Source organism: Streptomyces sp. NPDC058534 (genome assembly GCF_042717365.1).
In the GTDB taxonomy this organism is placed as follows: Bacteria; Actinomycetota; Actinomycetes; order Streptomycetales; family Streptomycetaceae; genus Streptomyces.
In genome coordinates this window covers 55415-75836 of record NZ_JBHXNW010000003.1, presented here as the reverse complement: position 1 = coordinate 75836, position 20422 = coordinate 55415, and the positions used below count along the sequence as shown (strand labels likewise).

The following is a 20422-nucleotide window of genomic DNA, read 5'->3' as shown; positions in this document are numbered from 1 at the left end:
CCGGTGGGTCGGCTCAGTCTGGAGCGGGTCCCAATGTGTCCCACGGAGAGGGAGGTTCGCGGTCCTGGCGCGGTTGTGTTCCGCCGGGGTTGCCGTCGGGGTGCTGGTTGATCCAGCCCAGGCCGCCGATGTCGAGTCGGTGGCGGGCGCGGGTGACGGCGACGTAGGCGAGGCGGGCTTCGGCGTCGTCGATGTCGCCGGGCAAGGGGTCACCGTTCTCGTCCGTCTCTTCTTGGTCCATCGGTTCGGTGAAGTCCTCGCCGATGCGGACGGAGGCCCATTCTCGGCCCTTGGCCTTGTGGGCGGTCGAGACCACGATCTCAGCGCCCTGTTCGACCGAGAGTTTGTCCACCGCGTCGAGGATGACGTCGACGCCGTGTTCGTCAACGAGATCGACCAGGGGCAGCAGGTCACGGCCGGACGGGTCGTATTCCGCGTACTCCTGAAGCTCGCCCCAGGAGTCGAAGAGGATCAGTTCAGGGTGGGTGCTGCGTTTGCCCGCCTTGAGGTCGCGGGCGGCTCGGGCGAGGGCCCGCAGGGCCTCGCCCCCGCCGACGAGGGCGACGCGGCGGCCTTCTTCCAGCAGGTGCATGACTTCGAGCATCGCGCCGACGTTGGACCGACACAGGATCGCGTCCGGTTCCTGAACGCGTTCCAGGCTGGTGTTGATCGCCGGGGTGCCGGTCAGCCGGATCGGGGAGTCGACGATATGCAGCCACCGGTTGGCCTCCTCGGCGAGCGCGGAGCCGAAACGGAAGGACTGGGACAGGGCCAATTGGGTGCCGTCGAAGGCGGTCATCACGTCCCGGGCGCCGCGCCACCCGTAAATGGCCTGGGCCGAGTCGCCAACCATCACCAACTGGGTGTGGTCGCGCTGGGAGTTGAAGATCTTCTCGACAACGGGGTTGGTGTCCTGGGCCTCGTCGAGCAGCAGGAAGTCCGCTTCGATCCTCGGCTCGGTCAGGGCCCAGATCTTCAGGTAGTGGTCGTGGTCGAAGCGGACGACGCCTTCCTGGGGGTTTTGGACGTCTTCCCACGCCCGGTTGGCGTACGGCAGCACAACGTCGACGAGCTGGGCGTGCAGGGCTTCGGTTTCGATGCCGCGCAGGCGCGGGACGTGGTGGCGCTGGATGGTGCGGTCAGCGGACTGGCAGAAGCGGGTGACGGTCCGCAGCACCGTGTACGAGAGCGCCTTGTTGGTGACGTTCCGCTCGCCGATGCGGATGCGCATGTTGACGGCAATGCCCAGGGAGGCACCGGTCTTCCAGCCTGGCACCCGGGGCGCGTTCATCCGGGACCCGTACCTGTGGCCCACGGCGCCGAAGGCAAGCGAGTGCGCGGTCTTGCACCGCACATTGCTGGGGAACTTGTGGGCTGCGTCGTTCGCGATCGACTTGTTGAACGCGATGTACCGGCCGGGTTTGGCCGTGCTGGACGCGAGCATCGCCAGCGTCGTCGTCTTCCCGGTTCCGGCGCCGGCCTGCAAGACCAGGTGGTCCCCTCGCCGGAAGGTATCGACGGCCGTGCTCTGCTCGGGAGTAGGTGCGGGCATCGTGCTCCTCAAAGGGTGGGTGCGGCTTCATAGCGCAATCGCAAGGTGACACACAGAGATGATCTACGTCCGGCGATCACAGGAATCCCCGGCCTCTTCCGCACTGGCAGCTGGATGACGACCCGCCCTCGGCAGGGCCGCCTATGCATCGCCGGCGCTCTCTGGCCGTGTCGCACGCCGCACGGCGGAGCGTCTGGGTACAGTACGACCAGCCTCCGACGACTGCATATCACCTGCATTGCCGCTAAAGTGAAGGCATGACCGCGATCACGATCCGGGATGTCCCGGACGACACAGTCAACGCTCTGAAGGTCCGCGCCGCACAGGCGGGCAAGTCACTCCAGGCATACGCCCTGGAGCTCCTCTCCCGGGAAGCCGTCAAGCCCACCCTCGCGGAGATGGCCACACGCCTGGAGCGTGAAACCCGCACCGAGCTCGATACGACCGACATCCTCGACGCCATCGAGGACGGGCGGCACCGACGTTGATCGTCATTGACTGCTCCAGCCTTGTGCACTTCCTCCTCGACCACGGCAAGACCGGAACCGCGATCCGTGAGCGGGTGGGCCGCGCCGATACCCTCGCAGCGCCAGGCCTGCTGGACTACGAGATCACCTCGGCCGCCTTCGGGTTGGCCCGCGGCCGGCGAGGGGGCAAGCCGAAGATCACGGAAAAGGAGGCAGTGAAGGCGATCACCGACTACCAGGCCCTCGCTCTCGACCTGCACCCAACGCTGGTCTTGTGGCAGCGCGTACGCGAGCTGTCGAACAACCTCTCCGTCTACGACGCGCATTACGTGGCCCTCGCCGAGAGCTTCGGTATTCCGCTGATCACCAGCGACGCCAGGATCGAGCGCAGCGGCGCAGCACGCTGCACGATCGAGACCTTCGAGGCGTCCAGCACCTGACCCCAACAGCACCAACGTGCAGGGTTCCCCACAACCCATGAACGGTCTGCGGGGTTCATAGCTGTCGCCGCACTGGGTCTGCTGGGTCTGGCCCTGGCGTCCGCCGCGCCCCGATCAGGTTCCGGCGCTCCCCCTTGCCGAGCCGGAGCGGATCCGTCCGGGTCAGGCCAGTGGGTAGCCCTGGGCGAGCAGGGCTTTGCGGAACGCGGGGAGCTTTTCAGCGGGGACGGCCGGCTGCCGCTCGTCGAGGCGGGTGCAGAGGGCACGCAGGCGGCGGTCGCCCGCAAGAAGCGTAGCCAGGGCTTCGTCGGCGCACTCGATGAGGTGGACCGGGCCGGTGTCGCGGACCTTGTCGAGGCGGCGTTCGGTGTCGTCCGGCACGGTCGGTAGAACCACCACCCCGGCTGCCGGACCGGCCGGCTCCTCCAGCGTCTCCGGAACCGTGCAGGGCCGGATCTCCGCGTACCGAACCCGTGACTCCATACGCCCAGTGTGCCCCTGCCCGAGCGCTGTCCGCCGGTCGCTGCGGTGTCCGTCAGCGACACCGGCGACGCCTCGATCCGCAACCAGACACGGGAGCCGCGCCGCGGGGGGAGGTGAGGCCGCCCTCGGAGCTGACCACAGGACCACCGTCGCCCGATGACCGACGTCGCCACGGTGATCGAGGTCGAGGCTGTCGGCAAGCGCCTCTTTTCGAAGACCCAGGCCCTTGAGACGGAGCTTGCTCATCCACTCCGGCTTTCGTCAGTGCGTTCCGGGCGGCTCGACTACCAGGGCTGGTCCTGGGTCAGTTTCAGCAGGCGCTGCAGGTGCGTGCCGGCCTTGCGCAGGTTGGCCTCAGGGACCTGCCACAGCCGTGCCGCGTCTCCGTAGCCGCCTGCGCTGACGCCGCTCCAGTAGCAGGCGGACCGTTCGGCGGCGGCAGCGAGGACCACAGCCGGGTAGTGCTCCCGCAATGCCTGCGGGTCGGTCAGTCGCCACCAGGAGGCCAGGGCCCGTGCGGCCAGGTGTGCCCCGCGCCGGGCAGGCGTGTGCTGCCACAGCAGGCGGGCGACCGGGTCCAGTTCGGCACCGGTGTGCGGGAGGCGGGTGGCCGCCGACTCGGTACCACCGGAGCGGTAGCGCGCCATCATGATGCCGGCATTCATCGCGTAGGGGGTCTGGTGGGGCAGGACCTCGGCGATCAGAGGGGCGGGCCCGGGGGACCAGCGCAGCAGGTAGTCATGGTCTCCCCGGTCGGTGTGGACCTCGCCTCCGGCACCGTCCCAGCCGCGTCGTCCCTCGGCGGGGAAGGCCACGGCGCTGCAGGACTCCACCCGTTCCCGGGAGCCGACGCCGATCCCGTACAGCGGCCCGGCCGCGCCGTACAGCCGCAGCAGGGCGGCGGCCGGCGAGTCCGGGGCACACAGCCGCTCCAGCTTTCGGCGGTCGCCTGCCGCGGCGTGCTCCCAGAAGGTGACGGCCCGCTTGTTCAGGGTCTTGGGATCGGAAGACCGGCGCTGCGGCGGGGACGGGGCACGGCCGGGTGCGGCGGGCCGGGAGCCGGACCGGGAGGAGGAGCGCACCGGTGACGTCTCGGCGCTTCGCCCGGCCTTCGCCTCGCCTCTGCTCCGCGGCGCGGAGCCGCCGGCCGCGGCCTGGGCGTTTCGCGCGGCCGGCGGCCCCACGGCGACGGAGGCGTCCGCGCGCACCGGCGCCGCCGCGCCTGCCGCGGATGCCGCGGATGCCGCGGATGCCGTCGCGTGTGGGGCGGCGCCGTCGCGGGGCGGCGGTACGGACTCCGGGGCCGGATGTGGGGTGGGACGCTTGCGGGCCAGGCATCGGGCGCAGCCCAGGTGTGTCTTGGCCGCGAACAGCGGCGCACCGCTCTGGGCGCAGGCCGGGCAGCGCAGTGGGGCGAACTCTCCGGCGGGCAGCAGCCAGTCCAGGTCCAGCGGGTAGCGCCGCTCGCCCCTGCGGACGTCCAGTGCGAGGCGCAGCGCCGGCACTCTCAGCAGGTGCAACCGGTAGGGAGTGAGCGTGTGGCGGGCACGGTATTTCTCGGTGATCTCGGCCAGGCGGCGGGCCCGCTCTTCGCGGGTGCTGTCGATACGGGCATGCAGCAGTGCCGCGCGGTCCTCGGGCGCGGTGGCGGCACGACGCTGGAGGGAGTCCACGGCGGCGGCGTAGTACTCCTCGGCGCGGGTGCGCTCCTTGGCGTACGCGTCGCCGATCTGCCCGGCCAGCCCGTCGCGGCGCAGCACGGCGGCCGCCTCCAGCAACCGGTGGGCCTCGGCGAGGGCCGCCGCCAGGTCCGGCCGGCTGGTGGAGGCGTAGTCCACGGCCGCGGCGAGCCCGGCAGGCGGTGCGGTCCCGGCGAGGGGGTCATGGCCGGTGCCGGCGAAACGCTCGCTGACCCTCGCCGGCACCCGCAGGCGGCTGGGTACGTCGACGAACACCTCGGCCTGTTCCTGGAAGTGGTCCTCCGCGGAGAGCTCGTAGCCCACCAGGGCGCCCACGCGGAGCACCGGCCGCAGGACCCGCTCGGGCGTGGCGTCGGCACGCGGATCCAGGCGCCCGTGGTCGACCGGCAGATACTCTCGGGCCTTGGCCAGCAGCGTGGCTGCGTCGGGCGGCACGGAGCGCGGCGCGGCCAGGGTGAGGGTGCCGGTGTCTCCCCCGGCCAGGACGCTCTCGGCGGCCCTGGCGACCACCGGGTGCCCGGTCACCAGCAGCAGGGCGCCGTCTTCGCGGGCGACATCGGGGTCGGCGGTGATCGCGGTCTCCTCCGGCAGCTCCAGTTCGCCCGCCAGGGCAGCGGGCAGGAGTGCCAGGGCGGTGTCCCCGGCGTCCTCCCACAGCCCGCCGCGGTGGGCGACCCAGTCCAGCCAGAAGGTCAGCCCGGCCTCTTTCCGGATCACCGGCCCGCCTCCGGCTCGTCGTCGCCGCCGACCAGCGCGTCGACCGCGCCGCGGCTGTCCAGGTAGTCCGTGCGGGCACTGACCAGCTGCTCGCCCAGGCACTCCAGGCGCTCGGCGAACTCCACGTCGTCCTCCGCGGTGGCAAAGGCGTCGAAGACAGAGGCTTCGAAGTCGAAGTCCTCGTCCACCCGGCCCAGGATCATGTCGAGTTCACCGACGACCAGCTCGAACAGATTGATCTTGGATTCGAGGACGTGGAGGATCCGTTGCTCGATGGTGCCCCGGGCGACCAGATTGGTCAGCACCACGTCGTGCTCCTGCCCCACGCGGTGCAGTCGGCCCAGGCGCTGCTCGATCTGCATGGGGTTCCACGGCAGGTCCACGTTGGCCATCACATGGCAGAACTGCAGATTGCGGCCTTCTCCGGCGGACTCCGTGGACAGCAGTACCGGCGCGGAATCGCGGAAGGCCGCCACCGCCGCCTCCTTGTCCCGGCGCGAGAGGCTGCCGTGGTAGACCGCCGCCTGTACGCCCTCGCGCTTCAGCCTCGCGGCGAGCGCGTCCAGCGTCTGCCGGAAGGCGGTGAACACCAGCACCTTCTCCCCCTGTCCGTTGTGTCGGCGCAGCCGCTCCAGCAGGAGATCGGCCTTGGTGGACCCCTCGATCTCCCGGGCCAGCGCCGCCAGGTCCGGCCAGCCGGCCTTGGCCAGGGTCGGCACGGCAGCCTGGGGGCTCGACCCGGCGAGCCGGGTCAGCCCGCGCAGGGTCAGCAGTCGCGCCGGGGACGCGCCCCTGGCCTCGGCCCTGATTCTGGCCGCGATCCCCGCATACAGCTCCGCCTCCTTGGGCGAGGGTGCCACCAGTACCGTCTCGGCCAGTCGCTGCGGCAGCAGCACCTCGACCTCGCTGCGCCGGTGACGGACCATCACCTCACGGGTGCGGGCCCGCAGCGCGTCGAGGTTCCGTGGCGCCGAAGGATCCGCCCCGGCCCCGGCGTGCCGCTGGCGGAACTGCGCGGGCGTACCCAGCAACCCGGGCGCGACCAGGCTCACCAGCTCGTACAGGTCCTGCAACCGGTTCTCCACCGGAGTCGCGGTGAGCAGCAGCAGGTAGCGGGCACGCAGGGCCCGAACGAGCTTCCCCGAGGCGCTGCGCGGATTGCGCAACCGGTGCGCCTCGTCCGCCACCACCACGTCCCACTGCCCTGCGGTCAGCCGGGACTTCAGCGGCTCCCGGCGCGCGGAGGCGATCGAGGCCAGCACCACCGGCCGTTCCGCGTCCACCTCCGCCCAGTACCCGTCGCGGCCCCGGGCGATCACCGTCGGCAGGCCGAACTTGCGCTCCAACTCCTCGCGCCACTGCTCGACCAACCCGGCCGGAGTGAGCACCAGCGTCCGATCCGCCAACCCGCGCATCCGCAGCTCGGACAGCACCAGGCCCGCCTCGATGGTCTTGCCCAGGCCCACCTCGTCGGCCAGGATCGCCCGGCCTCGCATCCGCCGCAGCACCGTCCGAGCGGTCTGCATCTGGTACCCGAACGGCACGAACGACAGCTGCGGCAGCGACAGGAAGGAGTCGAAACCGGGCCTGCGCCATACCGCCACCGCCGCGTCCACCAGCACCGAGTTGACCGGATCCACCGGAGCCGCGCCCAGCTGGGCCAACAGCATCGCGAACGCGTCGGGCAGCCCTTCGGGCCGCGGGGCCGAGCTGTCCACGGCGGCAGGGCGGGTGGCGGCGGTACTCAAGCGACCTCGCTCGGGGAACGGCGTGCGGACGGCAACGGGCACATTCCGTCACCCGGCCGGCCCAGCCTACCGACGGCGTCGCCAGAGCCGTAACCTTGGTCTCACCCGAAAGAGGGACAGTCCAGGCCTCGCGAAACGCGCCGAAGTGCCTGTCGGTAGGCTGCACGGCCGTGAGCGAGTACCAGTACTACGAGTTCCAGGCCATCGACCGGCCGTTGACGAAGGACGAGCTCGAAAAGGTACGGGCCCTGTCGAGCCGGGCCCGGATCAGCGCGACGCACTTCGTCAACGAGTACCACTACGGCAACTTCCGCGGCGACGAGCGCAAACTGACGGAGCGGTTCTACGACGCCCACCTGTACTTCGCCAACTGGGGCTCGCGGCGCCTGCTGCTGCGCCTGCCCACCACACTGCTGCCCGCTCACGCCGTCGAACCGTTCCGCGTGGAAGACGCCCTGACCTGCTGGACCAGGAAGGGGCACCTGCTGCTCGACTTCTCCTACGAGGCCGAGGACGGCGGCGAGTGGGACTTCGAGACCTCCTGCACCCTCGCCTCCTTCACCGCCCTGCGCACCGAACTCGCCGCGGGCGACCTGCGTCCCCTCTATCTGGCCTGGCTCTCCGCGCTCACCCGCTGGGAACTGGAGGAGGACGTCGACGAGGGCGAGTACACCTCCACCCTCGAGCCGCCCGTACCGGCCGGCCTTGGCCGGCTCACCGGCCCGCAGCAGGCCTTGGCCGACTTCCTTCGTGTCGACCCGCATCTGCTCACCGCGGCTGCCCGCGCCAGTGGTTCCGCTCCTTCCCGGACGATCGACAAGGACGCGCTCGCCGCCTGGATCAGCGCCCTGCCACCCCACGAGAAGGACACTCTGCTGCTGGACGCCGCGCTGGGCACCGCCCCGCAACCGGGCCCCACTCTGCTGGCCCGCCACCGCGCCGCGTCCCGCGGTACAGCCGAACCGTCCACCGCCGCCCCACGCCGCTCCGCCGCCGAGCTCCTGGACGCCGCCCACGAGGTGCGCGGCGAGCACATCCGGCAGCAGGAACAGGCCCGCGCCCGGGCTCGCCGGGCCGAACAGGCAGCTCGTGAGAGCCACCTGGACCACCTGGCCGAGAACTCCGGGCAAGCCTGGGAGGACATCACCCATCTGATCGGGAAGAAGCAGCCCGGCCCCTACGACATCGCCGTCACCCTCTTGAAGGATCTCCGCGAGGTCCACGACCGGGCGGGCACCCCCGAGGAATTCGCCCGGCGCCTGCACGACCTGCGTGAACAGCACCGCGGCAAGCCCTCGCTGACGCGGCGCTTCACCAACGCCGGCCTGACGGCCTGACGGCCCACTGAGGCGCGTTCAGATGTGGTCGCGCGGCCCCTCGGCCAGGATGCGGAGCGCGGCGAGGGCGGCCGGGCGGCCGGTGGCGGACAGGGAGACCGGGGCGTCGACGGGCCGTTCACGCTCGTCGAGGTAGCCGAGTTCGCGGCCGGTGTGCCAGAACCTCCACAGCAGCCGCTCGGTGTCCCTCACCTCCATCCCGGTGCCGTCGCCGTGGGTGAAGCCCGCGGCAAGCACCGGATGGACGGCATCGCGCAGGTCCTCGCGGAGCCGGGGCGCCGCCCACAACGCGCCCAGGGCGCACTCGGCCACCTGCCGATCCGCCGCGGTGGTGCCGAGCCAGGCCAGCGCGGCCGTGTGCTGGCGCAGCTGGTGGTCCGTCAGCTGAGCACGGCCGGCGGCCGAGAGTTTGAGCGTACGAAGGCGCTTGGTCACCAGTCGGTGGATGCGGGCGAGTTCGTGCAGGTGGGCCAGCTGGTACAGGTCCGCCTCGGAGCGCGGCCCCTTGCCGATCGGGTACCACTGCGGGTAGCGGGCGAACGCGGCTGCCACCAGTTCGCGCGGCAGGTAACCGGCCTGGGTCAGGGTGACGCCGTCACCGATCTGCTCCAGCAGCCACAGCAGCGGCTCAGCGGTGTCCGCAGGGGCCGCGGCCGGCTCCTCCAGGGCCGGCAGGACGGCGGCGAGCAGCGCGCGACGCTCATGTGGGGGCGCCGCGGCCCACACGTCGGCGCCGTTCGCGGCGGACGGCCTCCAGCGGGGTGCGCCCCTCGAGCACGCCTGCGCGGTGGTGATCCAGTGCTGGACGAGACGCCGGCGCGCAGCCGGGAACGTACGCGCGTCCGGGTCGAGCTCGCCCTCCCCCAGGGCGTGCTCCAGCCGGCGTTCGAGGTCGGCACGGGCCAGCGCTTCCTGGATACCCATGACCTGCCCCCAGCTCAGCTCGGATACGTCTGGCGGGGTCGTGGGCGAAGCGGCCTCGGCCTTGCGGTAGGCCGCGAAGCCCGCCTCCTCGGAGCACTGCCAGGCCGCCAGCACCGCCGCGGTGGTCCCGCTGGTGCACACCGCGGCCGCCCGAACGCGGCCGGCCCGGTCAGCAGGTCGGCCAGGACGGCGACAGCCCGCCGCTGCTCACGGACGTCCGCGTGCCACTTGTGAGGCAGCTCGTACCAGCAGAACCGTTCGACCTCGGCCGCAGAGAGCACGACGAGCGGGTCACCGTCGGGCACCAGCCAACCCAGCAGGCGCCGCGCCATAGCCTCGTCCGCCACCAACGACGTCACCTCCGCCGCGCTCCGGCCACCTGCCGATCCTCCCACGAAAGGGGGGCATGTCCGTGGGCGACGCCACGACGGCAACTTCACCAGTGACATCACCCTGTGCAGCCAAGTTGTTCCCTCAGACTGTAGGAACACCACAACGCCTACGCCGCCCACCACCATTCTGCCCGCGACACCGGAACCCTCGGCACCACGGCCTACGAGACGACCCTGAGGCACCGTCACACACGCTTGTCCACCGACAGCCCACCGGAGCCTCCGCCCGCATACGCAACCGAAGGATCAAGTGCGCCAAAACAGCTGGTCAGAGCCCTACCATTGCCCGTCGACTGCAAGGAGTCAACCTACGACCTACGCATTGCGATGCACAGGGCACAAGTGCCCCATCCGCCCGAATTCCAAGGTCAACGAAAACAAGAAACCCCAGGTCAGGGACATGACCTGGGGCTCACCATGGAGCCGCCTTCGGGATTCGAACCCGAGGCCTGCGCATTACGAGTCAGCACATGATCATCCCGATCCTGATCAGCATGACCTGATTCTAGGGAAAGTTGCAGGTCAGAGCGGGTGCGGGCGCCCGCCCTCGCTGAGCCTTGCCGCATCGTCCCTGGTCCTTCCGTTCCCACCAGGTTCCCATCCGTTCCCGTATTCCGGCCCCAGGACCGTGCTGAACGGCAGCGTCGCTGGTTGCAGTGCGGGGCTGATCTGGGGAGCTTCGCATCTGCATTGGGATGAGAATGACGTCCTGCCCCTTCACCCGGGGCAAGCCCCACTCTGGACAGCCTGGGCCGGTTCTTCGGCGCGATCTTCGCCGGGTACGGGCTGGCCTGGCTGTGGGCAGCCCGGCAGGACCCCGTCCCGGCGAAGGTGGTGCGGTGGCTCGCGGCGGTGTTCCTGCTGGGCGGCGTGGGGCGGCTGCTGTCCCTGGCGGTGCACGGGTGGCCGCACTGGTTCCAGGTGGCGCTGACCGTGATCGAGTTGGTCTTCCCGCTGACCTGGTTCTGGCTCGCGGATGCCGACGAGCGGGCGTCCCGGGAGCGGCGGCCCGCGGGTGCGCCGGCCGCCAGGCCGCCTCTTCCGGATCCTGCGTGACCCGCGCCGCCCGGCACCGTACCCGCCGCGTTGTGGAGACACCCCGGTGCGGCTACTCCCCGCGGAGTAGCGGCACCACCTCCCGCTGCGGGACGACCATGGTGCCCCCGCAGCGGCATTCTGGCTGTCGCGCACCGGGGTTGCACGCCCACACCGCCCGCCGGGGACCCACGCCGAATCCCTTCACCGATAATCCAGGAGATGTCATGCTCACATCAGCACAACAGTCCCACGCGGCCTCGCTCCGGGGCGCGGTCCCGCGCCCGCGCGGTGCCGTTGCGCTGCTCACCGTCTCGCTCTCCTACGCCGCACTCACCGCCGCGTACGTCGTCACCAACCGCGCCACCCCGCAGCCCGACGCCTCCGGGCGCGACATCCTGAGCCACGTACGCGACCACGGCACAGCGATCGACCTGGGCGCCTTCCTGCTGCTCATCGCCGCCGTTCTCCTGGTGCCCGTGGCCGCCACCCTGGCCCGGCTGGTGCGGCGGGGGCAGGGACAGGACCAGGGCGCCGCGGCGGTGACAGTCCTCGCCGGCGGACTCCTGGCCAGTGGCGCACTGGCCTCCAGTGCCGCGCTCACCTGGACCCTCAGCCGGCTTCAGGAAGACGCACCCGCACCCCTGGCCCGTGCCCTGGCAGACCTGTCCTTCCTCGCCGGCGGTGTCGGATACGCCGTGTCCTTCGCTCTCCTGGCGGCAGGCACCTGCCTGGCAGCCCGCGAGAGTGGGCTCCTGCCGCGCGCCTGCGCCACCACCGGGCTGGTCATCGCCGCCGCCGGACTGGCCGCCACCCTCACGCTCCTCGCCCTCGACTTCGGCTACCTGCTGCCCGTCGTCCGCTTCGGTGGCACGGCATGGCTGGTGTGGGCCGCGTTCGCACTGTTCCGCGCGCGCCCGAACGCACCGCGGACGAACGCATGACCGCAGGCGAGCACATGACCGCGGACGAACGCATCACCGTCACCTCGCCCGTACGATCGCGCTCGGCCTGGCAGACCCCCGTCGGCGCGGCCCTTCTACTGCTCGCGTCCGCCGCCTTCCACACGGTCGTCCTCCTGCTCGCCGGCGGCCCGTGGGACGGCCCCGTCTCCTGGCGGAAGCCGATCACCTTCGGGCTGTCCTTCGGTGTCAGCGTGCTGACCGTCACCTGGATCTGCCGGCTCCTCCCGCTCGCCGCGCGCACCCGCACTCTCCTCCTGGGCGCGTTCACCGCGGCGTCCCTGCTGGAGACCGGTCTGATCACCCTGCAGGCATGGCGCGGTGTCCCCTCGCACTTCAACACCGAGACCACCTTCGACACCTTCGTCACGCGCGCCCTCGCGGCCGGCGGCGTCACCCTCATCGCGGTCGTCGTCGCACTCACTGTCGCCGCACTGCGCCCCCGCCCGACAGCCGCCCCCAGCATGAGGCTCGCGCTCCGCGCCGGACTGGTGGCGCTCACTGGCTCCATGGCGGCCGGAGCGGTGATGATCGCCTACGGGCTGACGCTGGAGGGCGCGGGCCGCGCGGCCGAGGCCTACCAGGCGGCGGGCTTCCTGCGCCCCGCCCATGCCGTCACCATGCATGCCGTCCTGCTGCTGCCCTCCCTGGCCTGGCTTCTGAGCCGTACCCGACGACCGGAGGCGGAGCGGCTACGCCTGATCCGCCTCACCGTCGCCGCGTACGGCGCCGTCGTCGTGCTGGTCACCGCCGCGGCCGCGGTCGGCCTCACCTTCGCCTCCCCGGCCACCACAGCCGTGGTGAGCGCGTGCGTCACGGTGGCCCCCGCGTTGGCGTTCCTGGCGTTCGGCGTATCGCCGGGCGTACGTGAGAACCGCGGTTCCACCAGGCCCGGCAACCGGGAACCCACCCATGGCTCGCACCGCGCCGCCCTCGCCGCCGGCCTGGACGACGACGACCGGAGGCATGACACATGACCCAGACCGCGAGCAGGAAGCACCCCGGGACCGTCGCGAGCGCGAGCGCGGGCAGCGCGGCAGCAGAGGGCACTGCCCCCGGTCCGGCAGCCCGCCCGGCACCCCACCCCCGAACACCGCTCGCCGCGGGAAGGGGTCGACGCCTACCTCAGCGATGGCGCAAGGCGATCCTCACCCTCCACGTGACGGTGGCGGTCGGCTGGGTGGGAATCGAGATCGCCCAGCTCCTCCTCGGGCTGGTCGGCCTCACCACCGACGACGCCGGACTCGTCAGCGCAACCCGCGTCGTCATGGAGGTCCTCGGGATCGAACTGATCGCCATCATCGCCTGGACGACCCTGCTGACCGGCCTGCTCCTCGCGACGGCGACGCAGTGGGGCCTGCTGAAGCACTACTGGATCGTGACCAAGCTCGTCATCAACATCATCCTGATGCTGAACGGCCACTTCTTCCTCCAGCACTGGCTACGCGAACAGGCAGAGGTGGGCAAGGCCCCTGAATCCCTCAGCCTGCAGCTGGTGATCGTCATGAGCATCGCCCTGGTGCTGCTGGTCACGGCGACGACACTGTCCATCTACAAGCCCTGGGGCAAGACCCGCCGCGGCCGCCGCCCCGCGGCCAAGAGCACACGCCCCTGACATGCCCGCGTAGGAGCGCCACCGGCTCATCCGCCGCCGCGGCGGCCGTCCGGACCGGCCGCACAGAGCCCTGCGCCGGCTACGCGACCCGGACGCCGGCGACGAGCCGTGACACTGCGCCGACCGCCCGGACCGATCGATAGCCCGCTCACGGGTCGTGGCGTTGTACCGCTACTTCCGCTAACTAAGAACTACGGGCTGTAGGCCCACACGGCCACGTCGACCGCTGGGACGTCACTTCGCCCTCGAGCTCACTCACATGAGTCCCGCCGGCGCCAGAACTCGAGGCCCCAAACAACGCCGCAGCACCACGTATGCACACCCAAGCCCTTGGCTGGCAACACCGAGTACCGATAACCCGGCCCACGCCAGATCCCCCAAAATGGTCCCGAAGATCAATAATTATGGACACAGGGGACTTATCGAAGAGATGGCGTTCCCAGAATGTTCCCATCAGGGCATAGAAAAGGCCCTCCATGATCTTCATGGAGGGCCTTTTGGCCCCTGACCTGGGCTTTCCTGAGCCGCCTTCGGGATTCGAACCCGAGACCTACGCATTACGAGCACGCTAGCGATCATGGTGGGCTGTGACGCGTGATGGCGGCAGATCCCGTTTCCGCAGGTCAGAAAGCACGTGACCGTCTCGCTGTGCATCGTGGTGCCGCAGGGTCCAGAGGCGTCCGCGCTCCCCTTGCGCTCCCCCGAGTGCGCTTCGTGGGGTCGGCAAGCCAGGCAGCCTCCGCCATCGCGGTTCCAGCTGCCTCTTGTTCACTTCCGATAAGGGCAGGATCTCCGACACGCTCTTCAGCCGTCCATCTGCATACCAGGGGCCCCTGACCCGTGGTGTGGAAGGTGTTGCGCTCGGAGTAACGGGATCTGCACCCACGACCTCTTCGTCCCGAAAGAGGTTCGGGTGGCGATCTTGCCTGCGCGGATTGCGTTTTGCCTGATCAGAGGCTTGGTCTCTATCGGCCTCGCGGGGTGCGGAAGGGGCGCGGGAGCAAGTCGGCTCCCAATCGGCTCCCAGGCATAGCCGCTCGAGCGGCAGGAGCTCTGCTTGCCGACCGCAGACGTGGTTCTCCACGATGGCGGCGCGTCTCCGCGTGTTCAGCGGGGTGCGGGACCGGAGCGGCGGCCCATGCGCCGGCCGAGGTAGAGGAATGCGGCGATGGCCACCACGATGCCGATGATCAGCAGATAGATGAGGCCCTCGGCTAGGACTCCGATGAAGCCCAGGACCACGGCGACCAGCAGCAGGAGGAGAAAGACGATCACGAGAGGTCCTCTCGTTGGGGCGCTGGGGGCCGTGGCGATCTGCGCCCCGGTTCAGCGTCGGGCGAGGCGGCGTTCGCCGCTGCCGCCGGTCTGGTAGTCGAGGCCGTAGTGGCTGTAGATGGCGGGCTCGTCCTCTGCGGGCAGTGCGCCGTCGGTGTCGATGGACGGTGCGTCTTTGACCTGCTTCTTGTCGACGGTGACCTTGACGTAGCCGGGGCCCACGCGTGCCTGATCCAGCGGTACGAAGGCGAGGCGCTTGCGGGTGGGCATGCCGATTTCGACTGTGCAGAAGAGCGGCTGGTCGGAGGCGGTGTCGACGTAGATCGCCTCCATAGAGCCGATCTTGTCGCCAGAGGCGTCGACGACGGTTTCGCCCTGCCACTCCCGAAGATCCGTAGCCTCGAACATGGGCGTCTCCTTTGAAGATGCGTGAGTTGCCCGGGGACCCCTACAAGTGCCGGGCACTCGCGTAAATAAGCAGCAGCGGGCGGGGGCTCTCGGATCGCAAGCACAACCCAGGGCTGAGTGCTGGCGAGCTATCGGTTGAACACTCCGAGGTTTTCGCGCGGTGCGCGGGGCCGAAGAGTGAACGGAACTTCGACAGCCGCTTGGCGGTTCATGTGTGTCCATTTTATCTTCGGAATGACCGGAAGGCTTTATGGAGACGCGGGAGGGCAGTCGGGGTGTGAGGGGGCGCCTTGACGGTTCTCGCGCAACACGCGCGGCAGACTGATGCAGTCCAAGGCTGTGGCCATGTGGTCATTCGTTGCGGCCATGGCGTAGCCGTACAGCTCAGGGAGCCACATCTCTAGACCTGCCGGGCCCGGGCCCTCAACGCTTGCGGCGACGAATCAGGATGACCGTGGCGAGTGCTGCTGCCGCGCCGACCGCCAGGATCGCGCCGCGGTGCGTGCGTGTCGCCTCCGCCACCTGGCCGGCCTTGTCGATTACCTCGTCGGGCGTCTTCTCCTGTGCCATCTGCCGGGCGCGGGTGGTCTTGTCCTGGAACTGCTCCTTGACCTTCTCCGCTGTCTCTTGGGCCTGGGCCTGGACCCTTGCCGCAGTCTGCTGCACCTGTGCCTTGACGTCCGCCTTGGCGGCGAGCGCTTCCACGGTGCCGCTCAGTTCCTCCCGTGTCCTCTCCACCTGCTCGCGGAGATCTGCCGGCGTAGGTGCGGAGTTGTTGCTGTTGTCGCTCATCGGTGTGCACTCTCCTTGATAGCGGCGACGTCTGTCTTGACGCTCTCGATGGTCTGCTGCGGGGAAGCCGGGGTTGCATGACCGATCTGCTTTTTGCCGGTGACGGCCAGCGTGCCGGCGACCGCGAAGAGGAGGGCCGTGACGGCAAGGGCAGCGGCCCATAGCGGCCACACCAGGTCCAAGGCAGCGATCGCGGTGACCACGAGGGCTTGCAGCGCGAGGAAGCCGACGAGCCCGGCTCCGCCGAACAGCCCGCCACCGAAGCCGAATCGCTTCGCCTTCTCCTTCATCTCCGCTTGGCCCAGGGCCAGTTCCTGGCGCACCAGTTGCGAGAGCTGCTCCGATGCGTGTTTGACCAGTTCACCCACCGAGTCTTCGGTGGCGGTGGGGTTGGGTTCTTCCGGCGGCTTGTTCATCGTGATGACGTGCCTTCCTCGCACGGACAAGGCCGTGCTGTCGTTGCGCGCCGCCTACCCGATGGTGCCGGGTCCACTCTCATTGGGCGATCTTGACGGAAGCGTTGGCGGCTGTGGCGGGTCTGCATGCATTGTCAGCGGGGCGTGCGCCGAGAGCCGCGGCCCATGCGCAGACCAAGGTAGAGGAACGCGGCGATGGCCAGCACAATGCCGATGATCAGCAGGTAGAGGAGACCTTTGACGAGGGCTCCGATGAAACCGAGGACAACGGCGGCGAGCAGGAGCAGGAGAAAGACGACCACGGGCGGTCCTCTCGTTGGAGAGCTTGGGCGTGACCCTTTGGCATCGTCTGCTCAGCGTCGGGCGAGGCGGCGTTCTCCGCTGGCGCCGGGCTGGTAGTCGAGCTCGTAGTGGCGGTAGATGGCGGGCTCGTCCTCGGCGGGCAGTACTCCGTTGGTGTCGATGGACGGGGCGTCCTTGACCTGCTTCTTGTCGGCGGTGACCTTGACGTAACCGGGTCCGACGCGCGCTTCTGCCAGCGGTACGAAGGCCAGGCGCTGGCGGGTGGGCAGGCCGACCTTCACCGTAGCGAAGGCGGGCTGGTCGGAGGCGGTGTCGACGTAGATCGCCTCCATGGAGCCGATTTTGTCACCGGAGGCGTCGACGACGTTCTGGCCCAGCCATTCGCGCAGATCGGTGGCTTCGAACATGAGCGTCTCCTCGTGTGGATACGTGCCGTGTAGATACGTGTCTACCGCGTACCCGTAGACATACCGAGCACTCCCGTGACCGGCGCGGCTGCGCCCCGGCGTGAAGGAGAGCAAGGGGAGTAATGGCAAGCTGGTGGACTGCCGAAGAGCATGCTCGTCACCGGCGGTGCTTCAGCCGTGCCAGCAGCAAAGCGGCGCACTGTCCACACATTTCCCACGTTTTTGCCAAGGCGGGGGCGGGGCAGAAGACCACCCGATGTGGCATCCGCTGCACGGCGGCTCCTGCACATCAACCACGTAATTCCTCAGGGGTGTGGACTTCGCCCATGCGAAGCCTGCCTCCCTGGCTGGGCCCGCACGTCTGAGGCCCGGGAGCTGGGAAAGGAGGGCACTGGCTGTGGACTGGCTTGTCAAACTGCCCGTTGTCGGACCGCTGATGGAACGTTTGATGCGCACGCACGCGTGGCGCGTCTACGAGCGGCTGGAGACCGTCCACTGGGCCCGGCTCGCCGCCGCGATCACCTTCCTCAGCTTCCTCGCCGTCTTCCCGTTGATCACCGTCGCGGCCGCCGTCGGTGCCGCGCTTCTTCCGGAGAGTCAGCTGAACCAGCTGCAGGACCTGCTCAGTCAGCAGGTCCCCGTCCTTGCCGAGCAGCTCGACCTGAAGGCCCTGGTCGACAACGCCGGAACGGTCGGCCTGATCGCTGGAGCCTTGCTGCTGTTCACCGGCATCAGCTGGGTGTCCTCCCTGCGCGAGTGCCTGCGGGCGGTGTGGCAGAAGGAGGAGGATCCCGGAAGCCCCCTGCTCCTCAAGGCCAAGGACGCCGGCGCACTGTTCGGCCTTGGACTGCTCGGAGCCCTTGCCATGGGCGGGTCCGCCTTCGCCAGCAGCGCCGTGGGCCGGGTGGCCGAGCTGATCGGGCTGAAGGAAGGCGGTATCGGCACCGTTCTGCTCTTCCTCGCGGGCCTGGCCGTCGCCGTCGGAGCGAACTTCGTACTCCTGGCCTACCTCCTCACCCGCCTGCCCCAGGTGCGCCCCACCCGGCGAGCGGTGGTGATCGCCTCCCTCATCGGCGCTGTCGGCTTCGAACTGCTGAAGATGCTCCTCAGCGGATACATCCAGGGCATCGCGGCCAAGAGCATGTACGGCGCCTTCGGCGTACCGGTAGCCCTGCTGGTGTGGATGAGCTTCATGGCTAAGCTGCTGTTGGTCTGCTCGGCCTGGACCGCGACCGAGGCGGAACAAGCCGCACCGTCGGACGAGGAGAACCACAGCGAGTCCGCCACCACCGGGCCCGAGCCCGCAGATGTCCTTGCGGCCAAGCCCTGACCGCCGAAGTGCCCGAGCGGCGACCACTACGACGTCACCTCACTCACACACCCTCTCGACATCTTTTGACCCACTTCGAGCACGGTGTGTAGCGTCCCCCGGATCCCGATGCCCTGCCCAGCAATAGAGAGCGGAGAGTCACCCTGTGTCACCCACGGACGCGCCCGACTGGCTTCTGGATCACGCAGACACGCTGATCGGCGTACCCCTGCGCATCCTGCTCATCGTCATCGTGGCCGCGCTCGTCCGCGTACTGGCCAAGCGCGCCATCACCCGCGTCGTGAAGCGCATCCTCCAGCCCGCCGACGAGAGCGCCGGGAGCGAGCCGCGCCGTACGACTCGCGGACCGGCGGTCCTGCAGCGTGACCGCAGCCGTGCCAACGAACGCCGCCAGCAGCGGGCCAGCACGATCGGCTCGGTGCTCAGCAGCATCGTCACCATCGTCATCGCCGTGATGGGCCTGGCGATGATCCTCGACCAGATCGGGATCGCACTGGGCCCGCTGCTCGCCAGCGCGGGCGTCGTCGGCCTGGCAATCGGCTTCGGCGCGCAGAGCCTGGTCGCCGACTACCTGTGCGGCATGCTGATCATGGTCGAGGACCAGTACGGCGTCGGCGACTCCGTCGACCTCGGAGAGGCCGTCGGAACAGTCGAACACGTCGGCCTGCGGCTCACCCAGGTACGCGACCTCAACGGCGGGCTGTGGCACATCCGCAACGGCGAGATCATGCGCGTGCGCAACGACAGCCAGGAATGGGCCCGCGCCGTCCTGGACGTCTCCGTCGCCTACGAGTCCAACCTCGACACCGTTTACAGCGTGCTGGAGAAGACCGGCCACGACATGCGCCAGGATCCGCAGTTCGACGGTGTGCTGCTGGAGGACCCGGCCGTCTGGGGCGTGCAGTCCCTCGACGCCGACGGCGTCGTCGTCCGCGTCGCCGTCAAGACCGTCCCGCTCAAGCAGTGGGGCGTCACCCGCGAACTGCGCCGCCGCACCAAGGACGCGCTCGAAGCCGCCGGCATCGACATCCCCTTCCCGCAGCGGACCGTGTGGATGCGAACCGACAAGGACATCAACATCCCCGCCAACGGCAGGATCCCCAACTCCCGCTGATTGACCGACAACGAGAAGCCTGCACAGGAACTCCTGTGCAGGCTTCTCGTCATCGCGCCGACAGTGCGACACCGCTCCCGGAGCTGCGCTGCTCCTGGGCGTGCCTGATGCTCAGCTGTTGCTGGACCGCGTGCGGCGAAGCGCCATGACACCGGTGCCGATCAGTGCGGCGGCGCCCATCGCGAGCAGACCCATCTGGTCGTTCGCACCCGTGTGAGCGAGTGCCGGCTCGCTCGGAGCGGACTGGGCGGGCCCGGTAGCCTCCGCCAGGCTCGGTCCGACCTCTGACGCGCCGACGGGGGCGAAGCCACCCGAAGACCGTCCACTGACGCTCGCGTCGAGGTGGCCCGAATGGCCGGCCCCTACGCTGCCGGCCTCACTCGGACCCTGAGCACCGGCGTCCGCAGTCCGGCTCTCCTTCTCACGTCCGTGCTCAGTCTGGTCACTGGCTTCGTCCCGCTGTGAAGGTGAGTGCTTCTGCGACCCAGAGCCCTTCTCGTGATCCGCCGAGTCGGCCTGGTGGGGAGTTACCGGCGACTTCTGGACCGGGGCCGTTTCTGGCGCCGACCCCTTAGGCGCGCCGCCTTCCTGATGAGAGCCGTCGCCGTTGCCGGGCCCCTGGTGGCCGGGCCCCTGCGAGGAGGACGAGCCGTCCTGCCCGTGGGACTTGCCGCCCGGGCCGTGATCGCCGCGGTCATCCTGACGGTCACCAGTGCCGCCGCCATTTGCACACTGATTCCCGAAGACCGGGTTGAGCAGGCCCACGACATCGACGGTGTTGCCGCAGAGGTTCACCGGCACGTGCACCGGTACCTGGGCGAGGTTCCCCGAGATGACTCCAGGCGAGCCCCCAGCCACGCCCTGCGCTCCGCTGTCCGCCACAGCCGCCGATGCGCCGACGAGACTGACGCCGGCCGCCAGGCAGGCGGGGAGGATGAGGTAGGGGGTCTTGTTCTTCACGTACGTACTCTTTCCGAGGGAAGGTGCCCATTTCCGTGCGACCGG

The 20422-nt window shown here is 69.6% G+C and carries 20 protein-coding genes and 1 pseudogene; 9 read left to right on the top strand and 12 right to left on the bottom strand.

Going from position 1 to position 20422, the window contains the following annotated elements; genetic code table 11:
* Positions 1-13 precede the first annotated feature (13 nt).
* Positions 14-1552 carry a UvrD-helicase domain-containing protein gene (locus ACFWR9_RS02320; RefSeq protein WP_383834190.1) on the bottom strand — a complete coding sequence of 513 codons (1539 nt, stop codon included), beginning with the start codon at positions 1550-1552 and terminating at the stop codon, positions 14-16.
* A gap of 257 nt (positions 1553-1809) precedes the next feature.
* Between ACFWR9_RS02320 and ACFWR9_RS02315 the strand changes: the two genes are divergently transcribed.
* Both ACFWR9_RS02315 and ACFWR9_RS02310 read left to right on the top strand, forming a co-directional pair.
* A complete protein-coding gene (locus ACFWR9_RS02315) occupies positions 1810-2040 on the top strand; it encodes an antitoxin (RefSeq protein WP_383834187.1) in 231 nt (76 codons plus the stop codon).
* The gene (locus ACFWR9_RS02310) at positions 2037-2459 is read left to right on the top strand and encodes a type II toxin-antitoxin system VapC family toxin (protein WP_383834184.1); all 423 of its coding nucleotides are present in this window, start codon (positions 2037-2039) and stop codon (positions 2457-2459) included. Before ACFWR9_RS02315 ends, ACFWR9_RS02310 begins: the two co-directional genes overlap by 4 nt.
* Before the next feature lie 162 nt (positions 2460-2621).
* Here the strand turns inward: ACFWR9_RS02310 and ACFWR9_RS02305 are convergent, their stop codons facing one another.
* The 3 genes from ACFWR9_RS02305 to ACFWR9_RS02295 all read right to left on the bottom strand — a co-directional run bounded on the left by ACFWR9_RS02305 (position 2622) and on the right by ACFWR9_RS02295 (position 7107).
* Positions 2622-2942 carry a hypothetical protein gene (locus ACFWR9_RS02305; RefSeq protein ID WP_383834181.1) on the bottom strand — a complete coding sequence of 107 codons (321 nt, stop codon included), beginning with the start codon at positions 2940-2942 and terminating at the stop codon, positions 2622-2624.
* 284 nt (positions 2943-3226) lie between these two features.
* Positions 3227-5359 (bottom strand): hypothetical protein, encoded by a 2133-nt coding sequence (locus ACFWR9_RS02300; RefSeq protein ID WP_383834178.1) that lies wholly within the window; start codon positions 5357-5359, stop codon positions 3227-3229.
* The gene (locus ACFWR9_RS02295) at positions 5356-7107 is read right to left on the bottom strand and encodes a DEAD/DEAH box helicase (RefSeq protein WP_383834175.1); all 1752 of its coding nucleotides are present in this window, start codon (positions 7105-7107) and stop codon (positions 5356-5358) included. Before ACFWR9_RS02295 ends, ACFWR9_RS02300 begins: the two co-directional genes overlap by 4 nt.
* 170 nt (positions 7108-7277) lie before the next feature.
* On the opposite strand from ACFWR9_RS02295, the gene ACFWR9_RS02290 reads away from it, so the two are divergent.
* Positions 7278-8444: a hypothetical protein gene (locus tag ACFWR9_RS02290; protein WP_383834172.1), complete on the top strand. Its 1167-nt coding sequence runs from the start codon at positions 7278-7280 to the stop codon at positions 8442-8444.
* 18 nt (positions 8445-8462) lie between these two features.
* Here the strand turns inward: ACFWR9_RS02290 and ACFWR9_RS02285 are convergent, their stop codons facing one another.
* Entirely contained in the window at positions 8463-9509 is a 1047-nt protein-coding gene (locus ACFWR9_RS02285) for a hypothetical protein (RefSeq protein ID WP_383834169.1), read from the bottom strand.
* A 977-nt stretch (positions 9510-10486) separates the two neighbouring features.
* On the opposite strand from ACFWR9_RS02285, the pseudogene ACFWR9_RS02280 reads away from it, so the two are divergent.
* The 4 genes and pseudogenes from ACFWR9_RS02280 to ACFWR9_RS02265 all read left to right on the top strand — a co-directional run.
* Positions 10487-10816, top strand: a pseudogene (locus tag ACFWR9_RS02280) (DUF4345 domain-containing protein); the annotation flags it as partial.
* A 206-nt stretch (positions 10817-11022) separates the two neighbouring features.
* The gene (locus ACFWR9_RS02275; RefSeq protein ID WP_383834166.1) at positions 11023-11739 is read left to right on the top strand and encodes a DUF4386 family protein; all 717 of its coding nucleotides are present in this window, start codon (positions 11023-11025) and stop codon (positions 11737-11739) included.
* Positions 11736-12734: a hypothetical protein gene (locus ACFWR9_RS02270; RefSeq protein WP_383834163.1), complete on the top strand. Its 999-nt coding sequence runs from the start codon at positions 11736-11738 to the stop codon at positions 12732-12734. Before ACFWR9_RS02275 ends, ACFWR9_RS02270 begins: the two co-directional genes overlap by 4 nt.
* Before the next feature lie 182 nt (positions 12735-12916).
* The gene (locus ACFWR9_RS02265; RefSeq protein ID WP_383834160.1) at positions 12917-13372 is read left to right on the top strand and encodes a hypothetical protein; all 456 of its coding nucleotides are present in this window, start codon (positions 12917-12919) and stop codon (positions 13370-13372) included.
* 1107 nt (positions 13373-14479) lie between these two features.
* Here the strand turns inward: ACFWR9_RS02265 and ACFWR9_RS02260 are convergent.
* The 6 genes from ACFWR9_RS02260 to ACFWR9_RS02235 all read right to left on the bottom strand — a co-directional run bounded on the left by ACFWR9_RS02260 (position 14480) and on the right by ACFWR9_RS02235 (position 16973).
* A complete protein-coding gene (locus ACFWR9_RS02260) occupies positions 14480-14647 on the bottom strand; it encodes a hypothetical protein (protein ID WP_383834157.1) in 168 nt (55 codons plus the stop codon).
* A gap of 51 nt (positions 14648-14698) precedes the next feature.
* Positions 14699-15055: a PRC-barrel domain-containing protein gene (locus ACFWR9_RS02255; RefSeq protein ID WP_383834154.1), complete on the bottom strand. Its 357-nt coding sequence runs from the start codon at positions 15053-15055 to the stop codon at positions 14699-14701.
* Positions 15056-15478: 423 nt separating this feature from the next.
* Positions 15479-15847, bottom strand: coding sequence for a DUF3618 domain-containing protein (locus tag ACFWR9_RS02250; protein ID WP_383834151.1), 369 nt, complete (start codon positions 15845-15847; stop codon positions 15479-15481).
* Positions 15844-16263, bottom strand: coding sequence for a phage holin family protein (locus tag ACFWR9_RS02245; protein WP_383834148.1), 420 nt, complete (start codon positions 16261-16263; stop codon positions 15844-15846). The genes ACFWR9_RS02250 and ACFWR9_RS02245 overlap by 4 nt, the downstream gene beginning before the upstream one ends.
* A 134-nt stretch (positions 16264-16397) precedes the next feature.
* Positions 16398-16565: a hypothetical protein gene (locus ACFWR9_RS02240; protein ID WP_383834145.1), complete on the bottom strand. Its 168-nt coding sequence runs from the start codon at positions 16563-16565 to the stop codon at positions 16398-16400.
* Positions 16566-16616: 51 nt separating this feature from the next.
* Positions 16617-16973 (bottom strand): PRC-barrel domain-containing protein, encoded by a 357-nt coding sequence (locus ACFWR9_RS02235; protein ID WP_383834142.1) that lies wholly within the window; start codon positions 16971-16973, stop codon positions 16617-16619.
* A 397-nt stretch (positions 16974-17370) separates the two neighbouring features.
* Here ACFWR9_RS02235 and ACFWR9_RS02230 point away from each other — a divergent pair, with 397 nt between their 5' ends.
* Together ACFWR9_RS02230 and ACFWR9_RS02225 are read left to right on the top strand one after the other, a co-directional pair.
* Positions 17371-18303: a YihY/virulence factor BrkB family protein gene (locus ACFWR9_RS02230; protein ID WP_383834139.1), complete on the top strand. Its 933-nt coding sequence runs from the start codon at positions 17371-17373 to the stop codon at positions 18301-18303.
* Positions 18304-18448: 145 nt separating this feature from the next.
* On the top strand, positions 18449-19417 hold the full coding sequence (locus ACFWR9_RS02225; RefSeq protein WP_383834136.1) for a mechanosensitive ion channel family protein: 969 nt from the start codon (positions 18449-18451) through the stop codon (positions 19415-19417).
* Between the two features lie 111 nt (positions 19418-19528).
* On the opposite strand, the gene ACFWR9_RS02220 is transcribed toward ACFWR9_RS02225, so the two are convergent.
* Positions 19529-20377, bottom strand: a complete 849-nt coding sequence (locus ACFWR9_RS02220; protein ID WP_383834133.1) for a chaplin family protein — start codon at positions 20375-20377, stop codon at positions 19529-19531.
* Positions 20378-20422: the final 45 nt, after the last annotated feature.

Bases quoted from the DNA above. Each gene is read 5' to 3' on its own strand.
- ACFWR9_RS02320 (WP_383834190.1), bottom strand. From the start codon at position 1,552: ATGCCCGCACCTACTCCCGAGCAGAGCACGGCCGTCGATACCTTCCGG.
- ACFWR9_RS02315 (WP_383834187.1), top strand. From the start codon at position 1,810: ATGACCGCGATCACGATCCGGGATGTCCCGGACGACACAGTCAACGCT.
- ACFWR9_RS02305 (WP_383834181.1), bottom strand. From the start codon at position 2,942: ATGGAGTCACGGGTTCGGTACGCGGAGATCCGGCCCTGCACGGTTCCG.
- ACFWR9_RS02275 (WP_383834166.1), top strand. From the start codon at position 11,023: ATGCTCACATCAGCACAACAGTCCCACGCGGCCTCGCTCCGGGGCGCG.
- ACFWR9_RS02270 (WP_383834163.1), top strand. From the start codon at position 11,736: ATGACCGCAGGCGAGCACATGACCGCGGACGAACGCATCACCGTCACC.
- ACFWR9_RS02255 (WP_383834154.1), bottom strand. From the start codon at position 15,055: ATGTTCGAGGCTACGGATCTTCGGGAGTGGCAGGGCGAAACCGTCGTC.
- ACFWR9_RS02250 (WP_383834151.1), bottom strand. From the start codon at position 15,847: ATGAGCGACAACAGCAACAACTCCGCACCTACGCCGGCAGATCTCCGC.
- ACFWR9_RS02245 (WP_383834148.1), bottom strand. From the start codon at position 16,263: ATGAACAAGCCGCCGGAAGAACCCAACCCCACCGCCACCGAAGACTCG.
- ACFWR9_RS02235 (WP_383834142.1), bottom strand. From the start codon at position 16,973: ATGTTCGAAGCCACCGATCTGCGCGAATGGCTGGGCCAGAACGTCGTC.